6 protein-coding genes and 3 pseudogenes are annotated in these 15713 nt (G+C 59.3%); 2 read left to right on the forward strand and 7 right to left on the reverse strand.

All coding sequences use genetic code 11. The annotated features are described in order from the left end of the window. Positions 1 to 26 precede the first annotated feature (26 nt). Positions 27 to 532, forward strand: a pseudogene (locus tag WN72_RS47485) (glucokinase). Positions 533 to 1165: 633 nt separating this feature from the next. Here WN72_RS47485 and WN72_RS09180 read toward each other — a convergent pair. Next, a complete protein-coding gene (locus WN72_RS09180; RefSeq protein WP_143130743.1) occupies positions 1166 to 1792 on the reverse strand; it encodes a hypothetical protein in 627 nt (208 codons plus the stop codon). Positions 1793 to 1804: 12 nt separating this feature from the next. Beyond that, a pseudogene (locus WN72_RS47750) lies at positions 1805 to 1915 on the reverse strand (hypothetical protein); the annotation flags it as partial. Between WN72_RS47750 and WN72_RS09185 the strand changes: the two are divergent. Next, a pseudogene (locus tag WN72_RS09185) lies at positions 1865 to 2911 on the forward strand (caspase family protein); the annotation flags it as partial. The pseudogenes WN72_RS47750 and WN72_RS09185 overlap by 51 nt on opposite strands. A gap of 24 nt (positions 2912 to 2935) precedes the next feature. Here WN72_RS09185 and WN72_RS46710 read toward each other — a convergent pair. The 5 genes from WN72_RS46710 to WN72_RS09205 form a co-directional block, all read right to left on the reverse strand. Then, the gene (locus tag WN72_RS46710; protein WP_092218184.1) at positions 2936 to 4102 is read right to left on the reverse strand and encodes a nucleotidyltransferase family protein; all 1167 of its coding nucleotides are present in this window, start codon (positions 4100 to 4102) and stop codon (positions 2936 to 2938) included. Positions 4103 to 4468: 366 nt separating this feature from the next. After that, positions 4469 to 10471, reverse strand: a complete 6003-nt coding sequence (gene proA, locus WN72_RS09190) for an anti-phage protein ProA (RefSeq protein ID WP_244553881.1) — start codon at positions 10469 to 10471, stop codon at positions 4469 to 4471. Positions 10472 to 10758: 287 nt separating this feature from the next. Further along, a complete protein-coding gene (locus WN72_RS09195) occupies positions 10759 to 11208 on the reverse strand; it encodes a hypothetical protein (RefSeq protein WP_092218185.1) in 450 nt (149 codons plus the stop codon). Between the two features lie 698 nt (positions 11209 to 11906). Then, the gene (locus tag WN72_RS09200) at positions 11907 to 14189 is read right to left on the reverse strand and encodes a di-heme-cytochrome C peroxidase (RefSeq protein ID WP_283807156.1); all 2283 of its coding nucleotides are present in this window, start codon (positions 14187 to 14189) and stop codon (positions 11907 to 11909) included. Positions 14190 to 14235: 46 nt separating this feature from the next. Next, positions 14236 to 15537 (reverse strand): hypothetical protein, encoded by a 1302-nt coding sequence (locus WN72_RS09205; protein ID WP_244553882.1) that lies wholly within the window; start codon positions 15535 to 15537, stop codon positions 14236 to 14238. Between the last annotated feature and the right edge of the window lie 176 nt (positions 15538 to 15713).

Consider the following 15713-nt stretch of genomic DNA (forward strand, 5'->3'; position numbering starts at 1 on the left):
GCTCAGCCAACGGTTTTGAGGCAGAGGTGCTCGAGTTCCTACGCGATGACGGGCGGCGCGGCGATGGGGAGCGTTGGGGCGGCCACGTTTCGGCCGAGCGCGTCCTCTCCGGCCCTGGCCTGGTGAACCTTTGCCGGGCGGTCCACGCCCTTGCAAACGCATCTAGCCCAGCACGCGAGCCGCGTGAGGTGACCGCGCTGGCGGAGCGCGGAGACAAGTTTGTCATTAGAACGATGGAGGTGTTCTGCTCGATGCTCGGGGCCTTCGCCGGAACCTCGCACTAACGCTGGGCGCGACGGGCGGCGTCTACTTGGGCGGCGGCATCGTTCCAAGGTTCGCCGATTTCTTCGCGAACTCCGGCTTCCGCAGCAGCTTCGAACGGAAGGGGAGATTCGAGCCATACCTGCGGGCGATCCCCACCTTCCTCATCACCCATCGGCACCCCGCGCTGCTGGGGCTGGCAAGGATGAGCGGCCTTGCGTCGGGGCCGATGACGCAGCAACCGACGCTCGCGATGGGCATCGAGGCGTGAGGTGTATCGCGCTGAGCCTAATCGTGCACACTTAAGCCAGGTACTTGCGCTAGAGAGTCAGGGAATTGCGTCCCCTACGTTCGCGCCGCTCCTCGGCGATGCGTGACCATGTTGCTCGAACGCCCGTCCCTCTTGACCCAATACTAAGCTCGATGGGGCTGGCCGCTCCGAAGGTCCTTGTATTCAGTCAACGGCTCGCCGCGGTACGGGGCCAGCGCATTTAGAATGTCGCGCAGCTTCTGCCTGCCATAGGAATCCGAATAGCCGACGCTCCTCGCTTCGGCAGTCCCTTCACGCCGATCTTGACCTATCGTGGCTCTTGTAGGCCTGGTCGAAATCGGAGGACACCTCAGCAAGGCCACGCAGGATGTTGCCCCGGGGGTCCTAGATGTAGCGTCGAATGTTGTCGAGCGTGAACGGTACTGGTCATACGCCAACGCTCTTATCCTCGGCGCTGGCAATGCGATCGATATTGAGACCGCTGTAGACGTGCTTCCAGGCCGACTTTAGCAGACACAGCCGAAGCGAGGACCCGCGGACGTGGCCGGTATCGATCGAGACGTCGCCATAGGTACCGCGATCGTCGAGGCCATCTTGAGGTCGTTGCCTGACGCTCAAACGCAATTATGGCGATCACCGATCGCGGCTGCCTTGGCCTTGTATTGGGCAGCCAAGTCGGAGTCGGAAAGCTTCCACTGAGTCTGCAATGGCTTCATCCGGAGATTTCGTCATCATCATGTTCACCGGGATCACTATTTCACAGTCGACGGGCTCGAGGTCGCCGCATCTCAGTTCGGCGACGCCATTTCCGAACACCTTGTAGAAGAAAGTGGCGTAGGCTCGTACATCGGTTTCGTCGGGCTCCTGCTCCCCAGAAAAGAGGCCGCCATTTTCAAGGTTGGTGTGGATGCGCCCACTTTTATAGTCCAAGAAAAATACCAGCAGGATCGTCTTACGCTCATTGATGAGGACGGTTCTCACAATGCCTCCATCGACGGCATCAACGTGCATCGTCATTCGCTCTAAACCAGGTATCGGCCCATCGGGCCACAGCCCGACCGAAACTGATTGACTATCGAGCCGAGAAACGTCGGCACTCTGTCCGCTTCTAAGAAAATCAAGGCTTGCCGCCGGCAAGAGCGGATCCCATGGCGCCAGCCGATCGCGCGTTTGATGCAGAGAGCGAGCGTCAGGGACGCCGAGCTCGTCGCGAATATAAATGCGAGCGAGTTCTTCGATGATGACGAGGTCTTTTGACAAGCGCGTTCGGTCCGCAGGAATGTCAGGATCAACGATCTCGCCTTCGAGCGAGGCGTGAGCCACAGCACAACGGCCGCTTCCGTACAGGTGGTTGACGTCGCGGTGGTGTACTACGCCGGTCATGGTATCGAGATAGATGGCATCAACTACCTGATCCCCGTCGATGCGGTCCTGGATCGCGATAGAGACGTCTACGACGAGGCCTTGTCGTTGGAACGCGTCCTCGTAGCCGTCGAGCCAGCGAAGAAGCTGCGACTCGTGATCCTGGATGCGTGCCGAGACAATCCGTTCACAAGGTCGATGAAGCGCACTCTGGCTTCCCGCGCTGTCGGGCGCGGCCTGGCGAAGGTCGAGCCGACCAGCCCGAACACGCTCATTGCGTTCGCGTCGAAAGCGGGTTCGACCGCCTCGGATGGCGACGGCAAGTACAGCCCGTTCACAAGGGCGCTCGTCAACCACGTCGCCAAGCCGGGCCTCGATGTGCGCAAAGCCTTCGGCTACGTCCGAGACGACGTCTTGAAGTCCACCGGGAACAAGCAGGAGCCGTACCTGTACGGTTCACTGGGCGGTGATGATCTACCGCTCGTGCCCGCTAAGCCTGCCGCGACGGGGCCACAGGCCGACCCGCAGACCGCCGTCCGGCGCGACTACGAGCTGGCTCTTCAGATCGGCACCAGAGACGTGTGGACTGCATTTCTCGCGCAGTATCCCGATGGCTTTTATGCGAGCCTGGCAAAAGGACAGTTAGCTCGCATCGCCGCCGAGGATGCGCGGTTAGCTGCCGCCGAGAAGGCACGCCTGGCCGAGCAAGAGAAAGCCCGGTTGGCCGCGGAGAAAACTAAGCAGATTGAGCCGCAAAAGGCCGCAACCGCAAAGCAGGCTGAGCTGGCCGCCGAAAAGGCGGGGGAGGAGAAGGGTCAGCAGCTCGCGGCCGTGGCACCTGTCGACCAACTTGAGAAACCGCCGGTCGATCTTCCCCGTGCATTGCAGGCTGAACTGCGCCGAGTTGGCTGCAACCCTGGTGCTGTTGATGGCAACTGGGGCGAAAGATCGCAAAGGGCGCTTAATCTCTTTAACACGCATTCGGGTCTGAGGCTGGAAGCGAAAGCGGCTGCCATGTCCCGTCGACGAGCCAATGTACCGTTACGGCGCAGGCGCTGCTGTCGCCTTCGCTATCGAGAGGCGCGCGAGAAGCCCGTCCTTGCCACCCGTAAGGCCGTACTCGTCTGCCGACTTCCCGTCGAGTTTGGCCGCTTCAGCGACACCCTTTGAGAGCATGGCGAAAGTGTCATCGGAAAGACGTAGGGCGCCCACGCCAAGGCGGCGTCGCCATCTCGCTCCGCGTTCCCATGCCTCCATCCATGCGAAGCCTAGGTCACTTCCGCGCTTAACGGTATCGAACGCCTGAATGAGCGCACCGGCTTGGTTGATGTCCTTCTTCGCCTTGTCCGCAAAGAAGACGTTCCTCTTGGTCGCGACTATGAGCTTGTGGATGGCGTAGCGCTCCGGCGCCGGTACAAGGACCGGTACGCCTGCATCGTGCAGAACGACGGAGCGGATCGGCTCATGGATCAGGTAGTCCAAGAACCGTAATACCTGTGCGCCCACCGACGGCCCCAACGACGGCATCTTCGTTAGCCTGGAGGAGTAGTCCTCGTCGCCCCGGTTCGGCGTGAGGAATTCGACTTTGAACCCGGTGGCGTTGGCGAAACCGCTGAACAGCTTCGTCTCGTCGGGGGAGAACGAGGGCGCGAACGTCGGATCGACCTTTTTCAGGATGTCTTCAATGTCCGGCATGCTCTCATCGATCGAGATCGAGATGCCGTAGAACTTGGCGATATCCATATCCTCGGTCGTGACGAGTTCGTCGGGAAGCCTGACGCCGAGGATGCCGCTGTATGTTTGATAAGCCATCGAACCGACAAGCGTGGCGCGAAGTCGAAAAAGTCCCGCTCGCGCGAGTTCGCTGACAACGAGACCTTCCATATGAGGCGGAGCCGGGTAGCCCGCTCGCCTCAACTTCGCAGCCAGCTCTCGACGCGCGCGATATCCGATCTTCGTGCGCTGAAACGCTTGGGCGCGCTTGGCGATCTCCGGATCGTCGGCCGGCCCGACGTATTTGAGGGCCGTCTTCGTCGGTCCGTGGCCGCCGGAGGTCTCATAGGCCTTGTAATAGTAGTATTCGCGATTGGCCCGCTTCTGTTTGAGAAAGGTCCCGTTCTCCGGGAAATTCTCATCGAAGTCGGCGTCGGTCGCCTTTTGAACCAGGTCGGAAAACATGACTTGGTCGATGTTTGAAAACTGCTTCATGGGTCTTTGTTACCATTTCGGCGAAGTGGTAACAAAGGTCTTTTTGTATCCATTATGCGCAAATGGCAGCAAGCCCTTGTATCCATTTCGTCAAAATGGTAACAATAGTGAAATCAATGGTTTACCAGAAATTTGTTCCAGGTCCACTATTCTGGAACCTTGGCTCAGCTTCATTCGCCTCCCTGCGAATGAGCTCGGGCACGAGGCCGGACCGAGGTCCTCTCCGCCGTCTGGGAACCCGGGCGGAGCCGCCCGACGCGGCGGTTCTGGAAGGCCCCGCCAGCCGCGGGCCGGCGCGCGCTTTGAGGTAGCAGCTGCTGGAAGATCCTTTCGCGCACGAACAGCCTCTTGAGCCAATCTGTAGGGCTAGCTAGCCGCCGCCACAGCAGCTTCGAAACGATCGCGGGTCGAAGCTGCCAGCCGCCCTAAGCCGAAGTGCTCCTGCATGGCGCGGATGATATCCTCATCTTCCTCAAGGCCAGCGGTCCGCAGCATCCCAGCGAGACCCGCCAATTCGGGAAGCGGAATGTCACTGTGATCGCGTCCCCCAGCGCCCCTGTAAGGAGCCCTGTCCTGCGCCGCGGCATCCTGAGGCCAAACAATCTGCCGCTCGCCGTCCTTGGACATCGGAAACCGATTTCGTCCGAGGGATGAGGCGACGATCTTTTGCACCGTCTCACCCGAGCGCATGAAACCGTGTGCACGCGCTATGCGATCTACAATCACGTCGAAATAGATCGGGGCTTCGGTATGGACAACATGATCGACCATACTACGGAGTGTCCCGCGGTAGCTCGCGTCGTAGAAGCGCTCCCGATCAGGGGGCGCCACATTTGCGGGATCGGCTTTGACATACGTGGCCGTCCCTCGATCGGGCTCCCGCACCTCGGTCATCGGTCCACGAGCGTAGACCTTCGTTTCCCCGACAGGCGCTCCGTCGTCGTTTGCCGATTCCGGCGAGACTTCGGTTTGCTCAGATTCGGGGACCGCCTCTGCGACCGACGTTTCGGCGCCAGCCGGCTCGCCAGTATCATTAACGGACGGGATTCTCTCCGGCGGAGGCGTTGGTTCTTCACTTATCGCGGGAGCTCGCCGAGAAGCACGGTCGGCTTCGAGATCGGCGACCAGCCTCGCATGGATCTTTTCCGTCGCAGTAGATGAATCCATCCACCATTCCGTGCTCCAGATCCGCCGAATTCGCCAACCAAGATCTGTAAGCACCATTTCGCGCAGACGGTCGCGGTCGCGGGCGGTGGCCGATCGGTGGTAGGCGGCGCCGTCGCATTCGACGCCGGCAAGATATCGCCCAGGGAAATCCGGATGAACGACGCCGAGATCGATCCGGAAGAAGGAGACGCCCACCTGAGGATGAACCTCCCAACCCTTCTCTTGGAGGGCCCGCATCACAGCGTCCTCAAACGGCGATTCCGCGTCGCGCCCGGTTGGCGAGAAGGCCTCGGCGATAGCCCGTGCGCCGTTCTCAGCGAATTCGAGGAAGTGTTTGAAGTCGACTACACCTTTGGCGCCGGTCCGCCCGAGATCGATCTGCTCGGGCCGCAATGTCGCGAACACCAACAACTCGCGCCGCGCACGAGTGACCGCGACGTTGAGGCGGCGGTGGCCGCCCTCGCTGTTCAGCGACGAGATCTGAGCTGTGACGCGTCCAGTCTTGTCCGGTCCGACGGCCACCGAGAATACGATCACGTCCCGTTCGTCGCCCTGCACGTTCTCGATGTTCTTGACCAGGATCGGTTCCCTGGACTGGTTGCGATCGAAGTGCGGCTCCAGCGATGGGTCAGAGCGGCGGGCTTGATCGAGCAAGTTCTCGATCAGCCGTTGCTGTTCGCCATTAAATGTGACGACGCCAATTGAATGGGACGACGTTTTCATGCGCCGGACGACCTCGGCCACCACGGCTTCGGCCTCCTTGCGGTTTATCTTGGCGCCGCCTCGCTCGTAGATGCCGCCCTCTACGTGAATATAGCGGACCGCGGTATCGCGCGTCACGGGCGAGGGGAAAGTCGTCAGCTCACCCCGATAATATTTGACGTTGGAGAAAGCGATTAGACTCTCGTGGCGGCTGCGGTAGTGCCAAGACAGCCGCATGCTCGGAATGTTCGAGGCAAGGCATTCGTCAAGTATGCTCTGTTGGCTCTGGACGGTCGAACCGTCGTCATCTTCGTCATCGACGCCACGCTGTCCGACGTTCGTAGGGGGCAGCTGCTCCGGGTCGCCCACGATCACAACTTGAGTGCCGCGCGCAATCGCTCCGATTGCGTCCCATACCGGGATCTGAGAGGCCTCGTCGAAAATGACGACATCGAAGGGTTTGGCGTCTGCGGGTAGGTACTGCGCAATAGAAAGCGGGCTCATCATAACGCATGGGGCGAGCTGGGTTAGCACCGTCGGGAGGCGGCCAAACAGCTGCCGAAGCGGCATGTGCCGAGCTTTCTTACTGATCTCGCGCGCGAGCGTGCCCCATTCCGGATCCTTGCCGAAATTGGTCTGAGTTGGCACCCCCGCCCCAATGCGTGCCTTTACGATGTCTCTGGCGAGTTCTCCAACCCGCTTGTCAGCGGCGATGAACGCCTCAATCGTGGCTTCGTGCTTTTCCGCAAGAAAGCCACTTAGAACCTCGTCCTCGTTGACGATAGCTTCGGCAATCCAGCGCGCATAAGAGTAATCGAAGACGTTCGAGAGGGCCGTCCCATCTACGATTCCGTTTTCGACGGCATCGACGAGAGGGGAAAGTCCCGCTGCGCGTGCCGAACGAGCAGCCCAACGCCAAGTGGCCCACTGCGGAGCCTTGATGACGTTTGATCTCCAATTCGCGGTTCGTTGGAGGAGGGCCTCGATCCAGCCAGACTCGAGCTTGACGATGTCCTCCGGGTCATCGAGGCCGATGCATGCACCCAGCTCTTTGGCCGTCCGGTGCATACTCGGAAATGCCCTATACATAGCCTCGAATGCATGGCGGACCTGTCCGCTCGGCCGGAAGCGATGGTTGTCGCGAAGCAGCATATCTTGGATATGCAGGAGCAGCTGATGCGGCTCCATGCCATCGATAGGATATGCATCGACCACATCGCGTACGCTTGTGGCCCAGTCGATCAGCCCTTGGAAACGAGACACCTCGCTCTGCGGCCCGCGCCAAAGGCGCTCCATGCCCCTGAAGCGAGGTTTCGTATTCTCGATTTCGCGCAGCAAGCCAGCGAGCTCTTGCAGCACAACAATGTCTCGACCGATGTCCTCAGGCACCTCGTCCGGGCAATATGGCTTCAGAGCCAATCTGACCTTCTTTTTCCGGCCGCTTCGCACGAGAACATTCGACGCGCATGCATCCGTCCAATCACGCTCGAGCGATGGCAGATCCAGCAGCGCCGCCCTGAGCTCGTATTGGACGGAAAGCTGCGAGTTTTTTTCGTTTAACCGGCCTGCGGCGTCGGCAAGGTCGTGCAACGCGTTCACGCGTTCTGGTGCATCGGTCGAGAGCAAAAGCGATCCGTCCGCAGCGTCGGCGTGCAGCAGCAACGAGACGAGCTTGATCAGTTGCGGCAACAGACCATCGTTGCGAGCGGCACCATCGAGCCCAATCGACAACACCAGATCGTCGGCAGCCGTCCTAACTTCCTGGAGGGCGAGATGGAGACGGTCGACCAGCTGCTGAAGCGACTGCACCCACGCAGGACTCCATTTGGTCTGCTCGATGCCTTTGAGTGGATGATTGACAGGATCACCCACGGCTTCGAGGGCGGTGCGAATATCTGAGCAAATCTCGCGCATGCGAACGAGATCTTCGGGGGTATGTACCGAACCGATAGGCCATGTCAGGCCGACGTCTGGAAACCGATCGCGATCGGCGACGACCCGTCCGAAGGCCTCGTATGCTGTCATTCCATTGGCGCGGCGCCGGTGTAGCGCGGAAACAAGCTTGTTCAGTTGGTCGCGTCGCCGCTTCAGCTCGCTAGCCGCTGCCGACCAATGTTCCTCGGTGACGCGATTGCGCTCGCGCCAGGCGGTGGCCAGCTGCTCCAGCACATTAGACTTCTGGGCTTTGGTCGAATGAACCTCGAGACAGTAATTACCGAGACCGATCGCCTGCATTCGCTGTCTTACGACTTCGAGCGCAGCAGTCTTTTGCGACACGAAAAGAACTGTCTTTTGATGAGCGAGGCAGTTCGTGATCATATTCGCGATCGTCTGGCTCTTGCCCGTGCCCGGCGGTCCGAAGAGCACGAAATCGCCTCCACGCTGCGCGGCGAGCACGGCAGCAACTTGGGAGGAGTCGGCCGAGAGCGGCGTGAAGAGTTCGGCCGGATCGATGAGTTGGTCGATGGTGTGCTCTGCGACAAAGGCGGCGCCCGAGCCGTCATAGGTGTGGGTCGGGGTGTCTATCAGATGCCGGACCACCGAATTTCGCTTCAGGATTTCGGTGCGGTCGACGAGATCCTTCCACATCAGGTACTTCGTGAAGGACAGCGTCGCGAGCACGACCTGCTCGGTAACCTCCCAGCCTTTGACACTCTTGATATGACGCCTGATTGTCTTCCAAATACCTGCAACATCGACCCCAGTTGCGTCTTCCGGCAATTCTCCTTCGAGTTCGGGAATCGAGAGGTCAAAATCCTGCTTCAGCATCTGCAGCAGGGTCGGATTGAACCGAGCCTCATCCTCGTGCAGCGCGAGGCGAAAGCCGGAGCGCACGCTCTTGCGCTCAAGCTGGACCGGGACAAGGATCAACGGAGCGCGGTAGGGCCCGGCGCCATCGTGGGGCGTCCACTTTAGGAACCCGACGCAGAGGTACAGTATGTTGGCCCCGCCCTCCTCGAAGGCGAGGCGGGTGGCCCGGTAGAGGTCGGTTAGCCGACCTTCGAGTTCGGTCTCCGGAACGGCGGTGTGGAGTTCGCCGCGGACCATGGCGTCAGAGATGAAATCCTTGCGGGCGCCGTCCTGCAGTCGCTGCGCGAGTAGCGCAGTATCGCGGCCATCGCTGCCATCGAGCACGCTGGCTCTTCCGAGCAATTTGAAGCGGTCTCCACCTGAGAGCTTGTCCTCCAATATCGCCGCATCAGGGCACTCGATCCCGATGGTAGATTTCGAGTCCTTGAAGTTCAGCAGTCGGTTCCTCAGCGTGAGGTCTAGAAGATTGCGTTTCCAAACCTCTAGCCGATCCAGGCTCCGTTCTGAAACGTCTTCCCGTGGTTTGTCGAGATTCTCTTCAAATTTTGGAATTTCGCCAAGTTCATTCGGGACAGACGGTGCGCCAGAAGGGGTTATGGTCGGCTCGCCGGACCTCGATAGATCGAGTGGCCGGATCTTAGCGCTTCGTGCACGCTTGACGTCGATGGCAAGCTCGAACTCGGACGTTGCCTCCTCGGCGATCAACTTGGCGCCGGCATCGACAGCTTGTTTGAAACGCCCTGGATTTGACCCGGTGAGGATCGTCGTCTCCACCAGGACCATCTCATCGAGCTGCACGCGCTTGCGCAACATCTGCGGGTCATCGATTACAAGGCTTGAGAAGTCCTCGTCAACAAGCCACACGCCAACGAAAGCGTGACCTTCAGTTAGGACAAGCACAGGATTGAGGCCTGCCTGCTCAAGGCAGGACGCATAGAGGAGAGTAAGATCCAGACAGGTTCCGACCTTACGAGACAGGATTTCGCTGGGGCCTCGGATCTGCTGGCCCGACCGTTCAAAGCTTTTTGGGGGGAGGACGTAGGCGATTGAGTGTGAAACCAGAGCTGCCCAGACGGCATCGGCTATCTCCCAGGCCCGGGCCTTGGTCTGCTTGTGATAGCCATCTATCGCATCATGACGGCCTGCTGCCGCCAGCTTACCCGAGGCTTCCCGAAGGATGACATCGATGGTGGGATCCGTCGGTCTAACGAAAGCGGCCAGCAGCTCGGGCGCGGCGTTGACGCCGCCCCAGTGCGAGGGAGGGAGCAGATTGAGCTCGACTGCGCTCTCGATAAGCGTTTCACCCGCGGATTCTACGCGAATGCGCAACTGCGCTCGCCTGGAGGCGGTTACGCCGGCCAGGAACGCGGGATCCAGCTTCAGGTCTGGGCTGCGGATATGATGAATGGCGCGATCGGCAACGTATTGGATCTGTGACACCGCGGGTGTCAGAAACGGAGGCTCCGCTGTGAGATGTACGGAGAGTTCTGAAAGATCGCGCCCCGTGCCGTTCTCGATTGCCAATTCGCGGACTATTGGAACAGCGTTTTGATAGAAGGCGATGTTGACGTTGTCCGCAGCCGTGCAATTGATTTTCAGTCCGCCAGCTGGTTCCTTGATTTCAGCCCGCTCCGCCATATTGTGCGCCCCCAAAAGAAAATTCGGCAACTGCAGACCATGTTCGGCCAAGAACAATCATGCGCAAGCTAGACTTGAACTGGGCTTGACATAATGGTGGCCGCCCAAAGAATCGCCCTATTGCCTCCCGGCGTCTTCTACTCCTTTGGCGCAGGTGTAAAGTAAGTCCTTCGGATGCGCTAAAGAACCTAGGGAAATCCCCAGGGCTAGTCAAAAGTCTCGCAGTCGGGCCACACGATCAATATCGGCCATTGCCATTGTGATTGCGAGCGCCCGAGTTCACTGGGGATGCGCTTCTTAATACAACGAAGTCGCAACGGTGGCCGTGTCGCAAGCGGCTAATGATCCATTCTCAATGCGTGTTCGATCAATACCCGATTTCCGTGCAGGGTCGCCCCCTCATCGCCAATTGAGGCAGATAACCCAATGAACCCCCGCCCGGCCTCACGTGGCTTGTATCCTATCGCACCCAACGCGACGACCGCTAAAGTTTCGGTCTCTGCGAATGCCTGTAATCTGCTGCCGCACTTTCTAAAAGCCTCCCTGGCATCGGCCAGTCTTTTTTTTATCGCCTCGACCTGTGGGTCTCGTGGCCTGAACATATTTGAGCGTAACTCAACAGGTAGTGCGCTTACATTGCCGAAATGTATGAGGGTCTCTATGCATTCCTTCTTTAGATCGAAGAACGCGCGAACAGGTTTGCCGACAAACTCCGCAGTAATCCAGCCAATGACCGCTCCTAAGGCGCCCAGAGCGACCGGTTCAAGCCAAGCAAAAAAGTCGCTCACTGTACGCAGACCTCAAGCCGAAAGGTCGGTGCAATTCTGCCGCTTCCTATGCGGTTGGTAGCTGCTGTCATCAAAAGAGCCCCAAAAGGCGCAATCAAGCGCAACTAGCGGACGAGTGCAAGTGGTCCGTTAATCGTGGCGGACAGTCCATCCGGACTGATCGCTTCCTCCTCGGACCAACATGGCGACTAATAACTGATCTGATTTACGGCACGGATCATCCGTGCGACCAATTCGGATTATCCATGACCTCGCGGCGGACCGCGTGGCGTCTAGGTGACTGAACACGCACTTGGGCGCTTATTCTAAGCTGTGCCGTTGGTTAACCTCGCTAACGCCGAAGACGGCACTGATGGCAAGGTATCGTGGCTGGGATTTTGCTCTCACGACGGCACATCAGGTCGATACGAGCCATGGAGCGCCGTCCGCTGCGTCTTTTGTCGTGGTAATCGAGCGCGATGGCAAGCGGCTCGCGGTCCCGCCTTCCTCACGGCGCTCGGTATTCGGCCATAGCAGGGGACTCAGCAGCCTGCTCGGGGAGCCTGCTGCACGGGGTCAGCCAGATTTGTCCTTGATCCCCTTGGGATCAAGGTTTCGATCGCATCCCGAGTGGCACGCGCGCTGACGAGGCGCGCGCGACGTCAGCGGAAAGTCGAAGGTGGCGGCGCCGACACACAGGCCGACGGGCAACCCATCGCTCATAAAGTCTTGAGATACTCAACAAGCGCTCGGCGCTCGGCTTCGGTCAATTCTGGTCCGATGACGCCAGGCGGCAGCTTCGTTAAGTCGGTTTCCTTGCCCTCGAACGAATGTCCGCGATTGCTGTTGCCAAGCAGCGACACATCAAAGTTCGTAAGGCCGGCCGCACAGCTCTCGACCGCCTTTGCTTTTGTAACAAGCCCGACCTTGATCGGGTCGAACGCACGACTGCCGACGCAAAACGACCTCGGCCGCTCGGCTTGCGGCACCAACATGTCTCTCAGTGTCGGAACAGACCCATTGTGAAGATAAGGAGCCGTTGCCCAAACACCGTCCAATGGGCGAGCCCGGTATTGAGGCTCAAGGGCGAGTACTGTCTCGTCCTTGCCGTTGTGGCTCGCACGCGCCCCGACATAGACCCGCTGGTTTTGGCAGTTCTTCCGAGGCCCCCACATTCGCCGCTTGGTCTCTTCAGAAGTGCCGTTCGCAATGTCCCATTGATCGATCGTTTTGCCGACCACGTCCATGAGCGCGAGTACAAACAGAGGATCTACGCCTTTATCCGCCAGAAGGCCACAACCTCCGGCTTTGTTGAGGTCATCTTCAGGATTTAATCCGAGTGACTCGGGTAGGTGAACGCGCCGCGTCGTGAGGACGTTAGATTGTTGGCGGTCAGTGCCGATCGCCGAGACCGGCATCTGGACGACGTTAAAATAATGCCGTCCGCCGACCTCTACCCAATTCTTCTCGCTCTTGGCTGAGCGATCGGGGTTCTCTGCGCGCCAGAATGAGTCTTCCGGCCACTTTTTGTCGAAGGCCGCATCGTTCACCGGGCCTCGGTGGCATTCAAAGCAGTGAGCACGATAAAGATCGCGACCCTGTTCAACGAGCTTTTCATCGATCGCCCAGGCCGGGTCACCGCGGAATTTCTCCTGCGCGTCCTTCCATCGGGGAGCCACGAGCCCGGTGAATTTTCTGCCTCCTGCATCTTCGGACGAAAAGGGATCCGTGCCGCGCAGAAGCTCTTCGAACCGCGCGATGTCGGAGAGACGTATGGATGAGGCAAAGAGCGGCCTTCCGGGCGCGGCAGCGCTCATATTGATTTTTGCGCTGACACCGAGCGCTTCGCCTGCATTGCGAACGAGTTCGTTGAGAACAGATGCGTCATACTGTGCCCAAAGGAAATACGGCGTGTCCCAGATCGGTGGAAAGCTCACGGGGGCATCGTGGCGCGCGAAGTTGCCCTTGAGGAGTGGCTCGGACAGTTCGCCGGTCAAGGGATCGAGTAGATTGCTATAGAAGACCTGGTTCCCGATCCGGTTCAGCGCATCAAGTCGACCGAACCCTTCATCGAGATCCGCCACTCCCTGTCCTGTCAAAAGTCTGTCGGTCTCTGCCTTTTGCTTCTTGATCTTTTGGAGTGCTAGCTCAAGATCGCTTCGAAGCTGATTTCGATCGACGCTCTGCCCTTTGATCTGCTCCAGCTTGCTGGCGAAACGCTCGAAACGCCATGGCAAGATCAGCGTGTAGCCGATAGACAGCCCGACAGCTCTTTCAACCTCGCCAAGATTGACCATCGCCGGCCCGCCGTCGAACCGTATGCTGACATTCTTGTATTCGAGATGGCCCGTATGACAGGCGGCGCAGGTTAGCCCGATCTGATCTTCATACGCGACGCCAGTCGCCGGATCGAAACCGCCCTTGAGGATGGCAAAGCCGACCGGCAAAGCATTCGGGTTCGCGGGCGCGCTTGGAGTCCAACCGGGGTTGGCTATGTCCCCATTCGGCGCATCGTCGTGATAACCGTACGCGGGCGCAATACCCGCGAAGTCCTTTGAGCCAGGACTGGGAATGAAGCCGAGGCGGCGCAGGTAGTTCTCGTCCGTTAAGCTCGTGTAAGAGAAGGACAGCTCCGGGCGTTCCAGGGCCAAAAACCACTGATAAGGGACAGGGATGGTCGCTGTTCCCTGCGATGTGTGGTGAAACCAGTAACGCTGGCGGGCGCTCCAATTTTGCGGGAGCCAATAAGCGCTTTCAATTTTTGATGGCTCGGGCAGGGTCGCAGGCAGTAATTGAGCGACGAGATTGGCATCGTTCTTGATCTTAAGGGCTGCGTCGCGAACCTTCTCCGGGGCGAAATACACCAGGCCGGCCGCCGCGATCACGACAACGACGGCTGCTAATAACAGGCTGGTGATATGAGGCCAGCGCATCAACCAGGAATAAAGACGAGAGCCAAAAGAAGGTCTGCCCATAGCAAGGACTCCATCCATCGTTTTCATGCGTCCAGCCGACCCGGCAGGCTACCGGAAACGGCGACGGCGTCTGTTACTTGTTCAACAATTGGCTATTGATGAAGGCGACCACGTCGGACGTCTCGGCTGCCGCGCGCCTGGTTATCGTCGCCGCTGCCGGGCCGCCGCGCAAAAAGGATGGAAACCAACCGAAGTTGCGAACATTCCAGTCTTCTTTCGGCCACACCGCGCGGTTGACGCCCAGCGCTACGAAATTTGGAATTTTCCTGGCGAGTGGCTGTGCCGTCTCGGTGTGACAGCTCACGCAATCGGTATTGAAGAAGTGGCTCTTCTTCGTATCGGCAATGGTATTGACGATCTCGATGATGCGGCTGTTGGGCACGTTACCATCGATGAACTCGGAGGTCGAAACACCCTTACGATCACCTTGGGGCAAGGGCGGATTTTGCAACGCCGCGTGTCGACAGGTGACCGGGTTTTGATTGTTCGCGCCCGGTTCCGGGACCACGTGCTTTCCGCCGACGGCGCTGAACATCTGTGCCACGTGCATGCCATCAAGCGTAGGGCCGGGTACTGGGATTAGGCCTGCTTGCGGGACCCTTAACATCGACACGAAAATCCAGGGTTCGGGCGGGGCGATGCCCATCACGGCCATGGTATTGAGGCGCTGCGGCGAGAGGTGCTTCTCAATCAAAGCCTTGAGGGCATCGCGGAACGCCTTTGCCGATGCTCCTACAAGACCCGGATGCACATTCAGATCACCCGCAGTCGAGACTTTGACATTGCCAAACTGTCCGGCCCCAAGCTGATCGCGCAAGGTCGCGACGTCACGAAGGATTGCCTTGAATGCTTCGTCGTCCGGTTTGAATCGCGGGAAGGGCGCGCAACCGTCCAGAGGCGGGTCCGGGGCGAGAGTGAAGCTGAAGATAAGGTGGCCTGCAGTGTCATGAACCTTGAAGCCGTCCGGCCCGTTGGTCACCGGCTGAATGATGAGCCGGATCTGTGGTTGTCGGCCAAACTGCGCGATGATCTCCGGCGACAATCCCGGCGCGCCCGGATCGATGCGGATCCCGGCCACAAACCAGGCGCCGATCTTCTTCACGGCATCGGGAAACTGAATGTGCCGTGCACCCGAATCCGGCACGCCCGGATGCTCCGGATTTTCGGCGTTGGCGATAAAATGCGCGAAATCCGCGTCGGAAAACAGCCGCTGCGGCGATCCCGAAGGGCCCGCAAGATCGGACACGGCGATCAGATTGGCGAGGTCGGCCGCCGACTTCGGCGGAGGAAAGAGAATGGATACATCATTGGGCGCAAGCGGCCTCGACGCGGCTTGCGCCGGAGCCGTTCCTACGTCCAAAGCTGCGACGAACATCAACCCCGCCGCTAACAAGCTTGCGAGCCGTCGCGGAAGCAGAGATCCGTTGATTTGACCCCTCGCGATCATTGGAAAATCCCCCTGTAAGAGCAAAAATTTAAACATCAGCTGTCGAACAACTACATCTCGCCGCTACGCGCCTCCCAAGGCTATGCGGGCGACCGGATCAAACC

This window comes from Bradyrhizobium arachidis, assembly GCF_015291705.1.
GTDB classification, from domain to species: domain Bacteria; phylum Pseudomonadota; class Alphaproteobacteria; order Rhizobiales; family Xanthobacteraceae; genus Bradyrhizobium; species Bradyrhizobium arachidis.

Bases quoted from the DNA above. Each gene is read 5' to 3' on its own strand.
- WN72_RS46710 (WP_092218184.1), bottom strand. From the start codon at position 4,102: ATGAAGCAGTTTTCAAACATCGACCAAGTCATGTTTTCCGACCTGGTT.
- WN72_RS09200 (WP_283807156.1), bottom strand. From the start codon at position 14,189: ATGAAAACGATGGATGGAGTCCTTGCTATGGGCAGACCTTCTTTTGGC.
- WN72_RS09205 (WP_244553882.1), bottom strand. From the start codon at position 15,537: ATGTTCGTCGCAGCTTTGGACGTAGGAACGGCTCCGGCGCAAGCCGCG.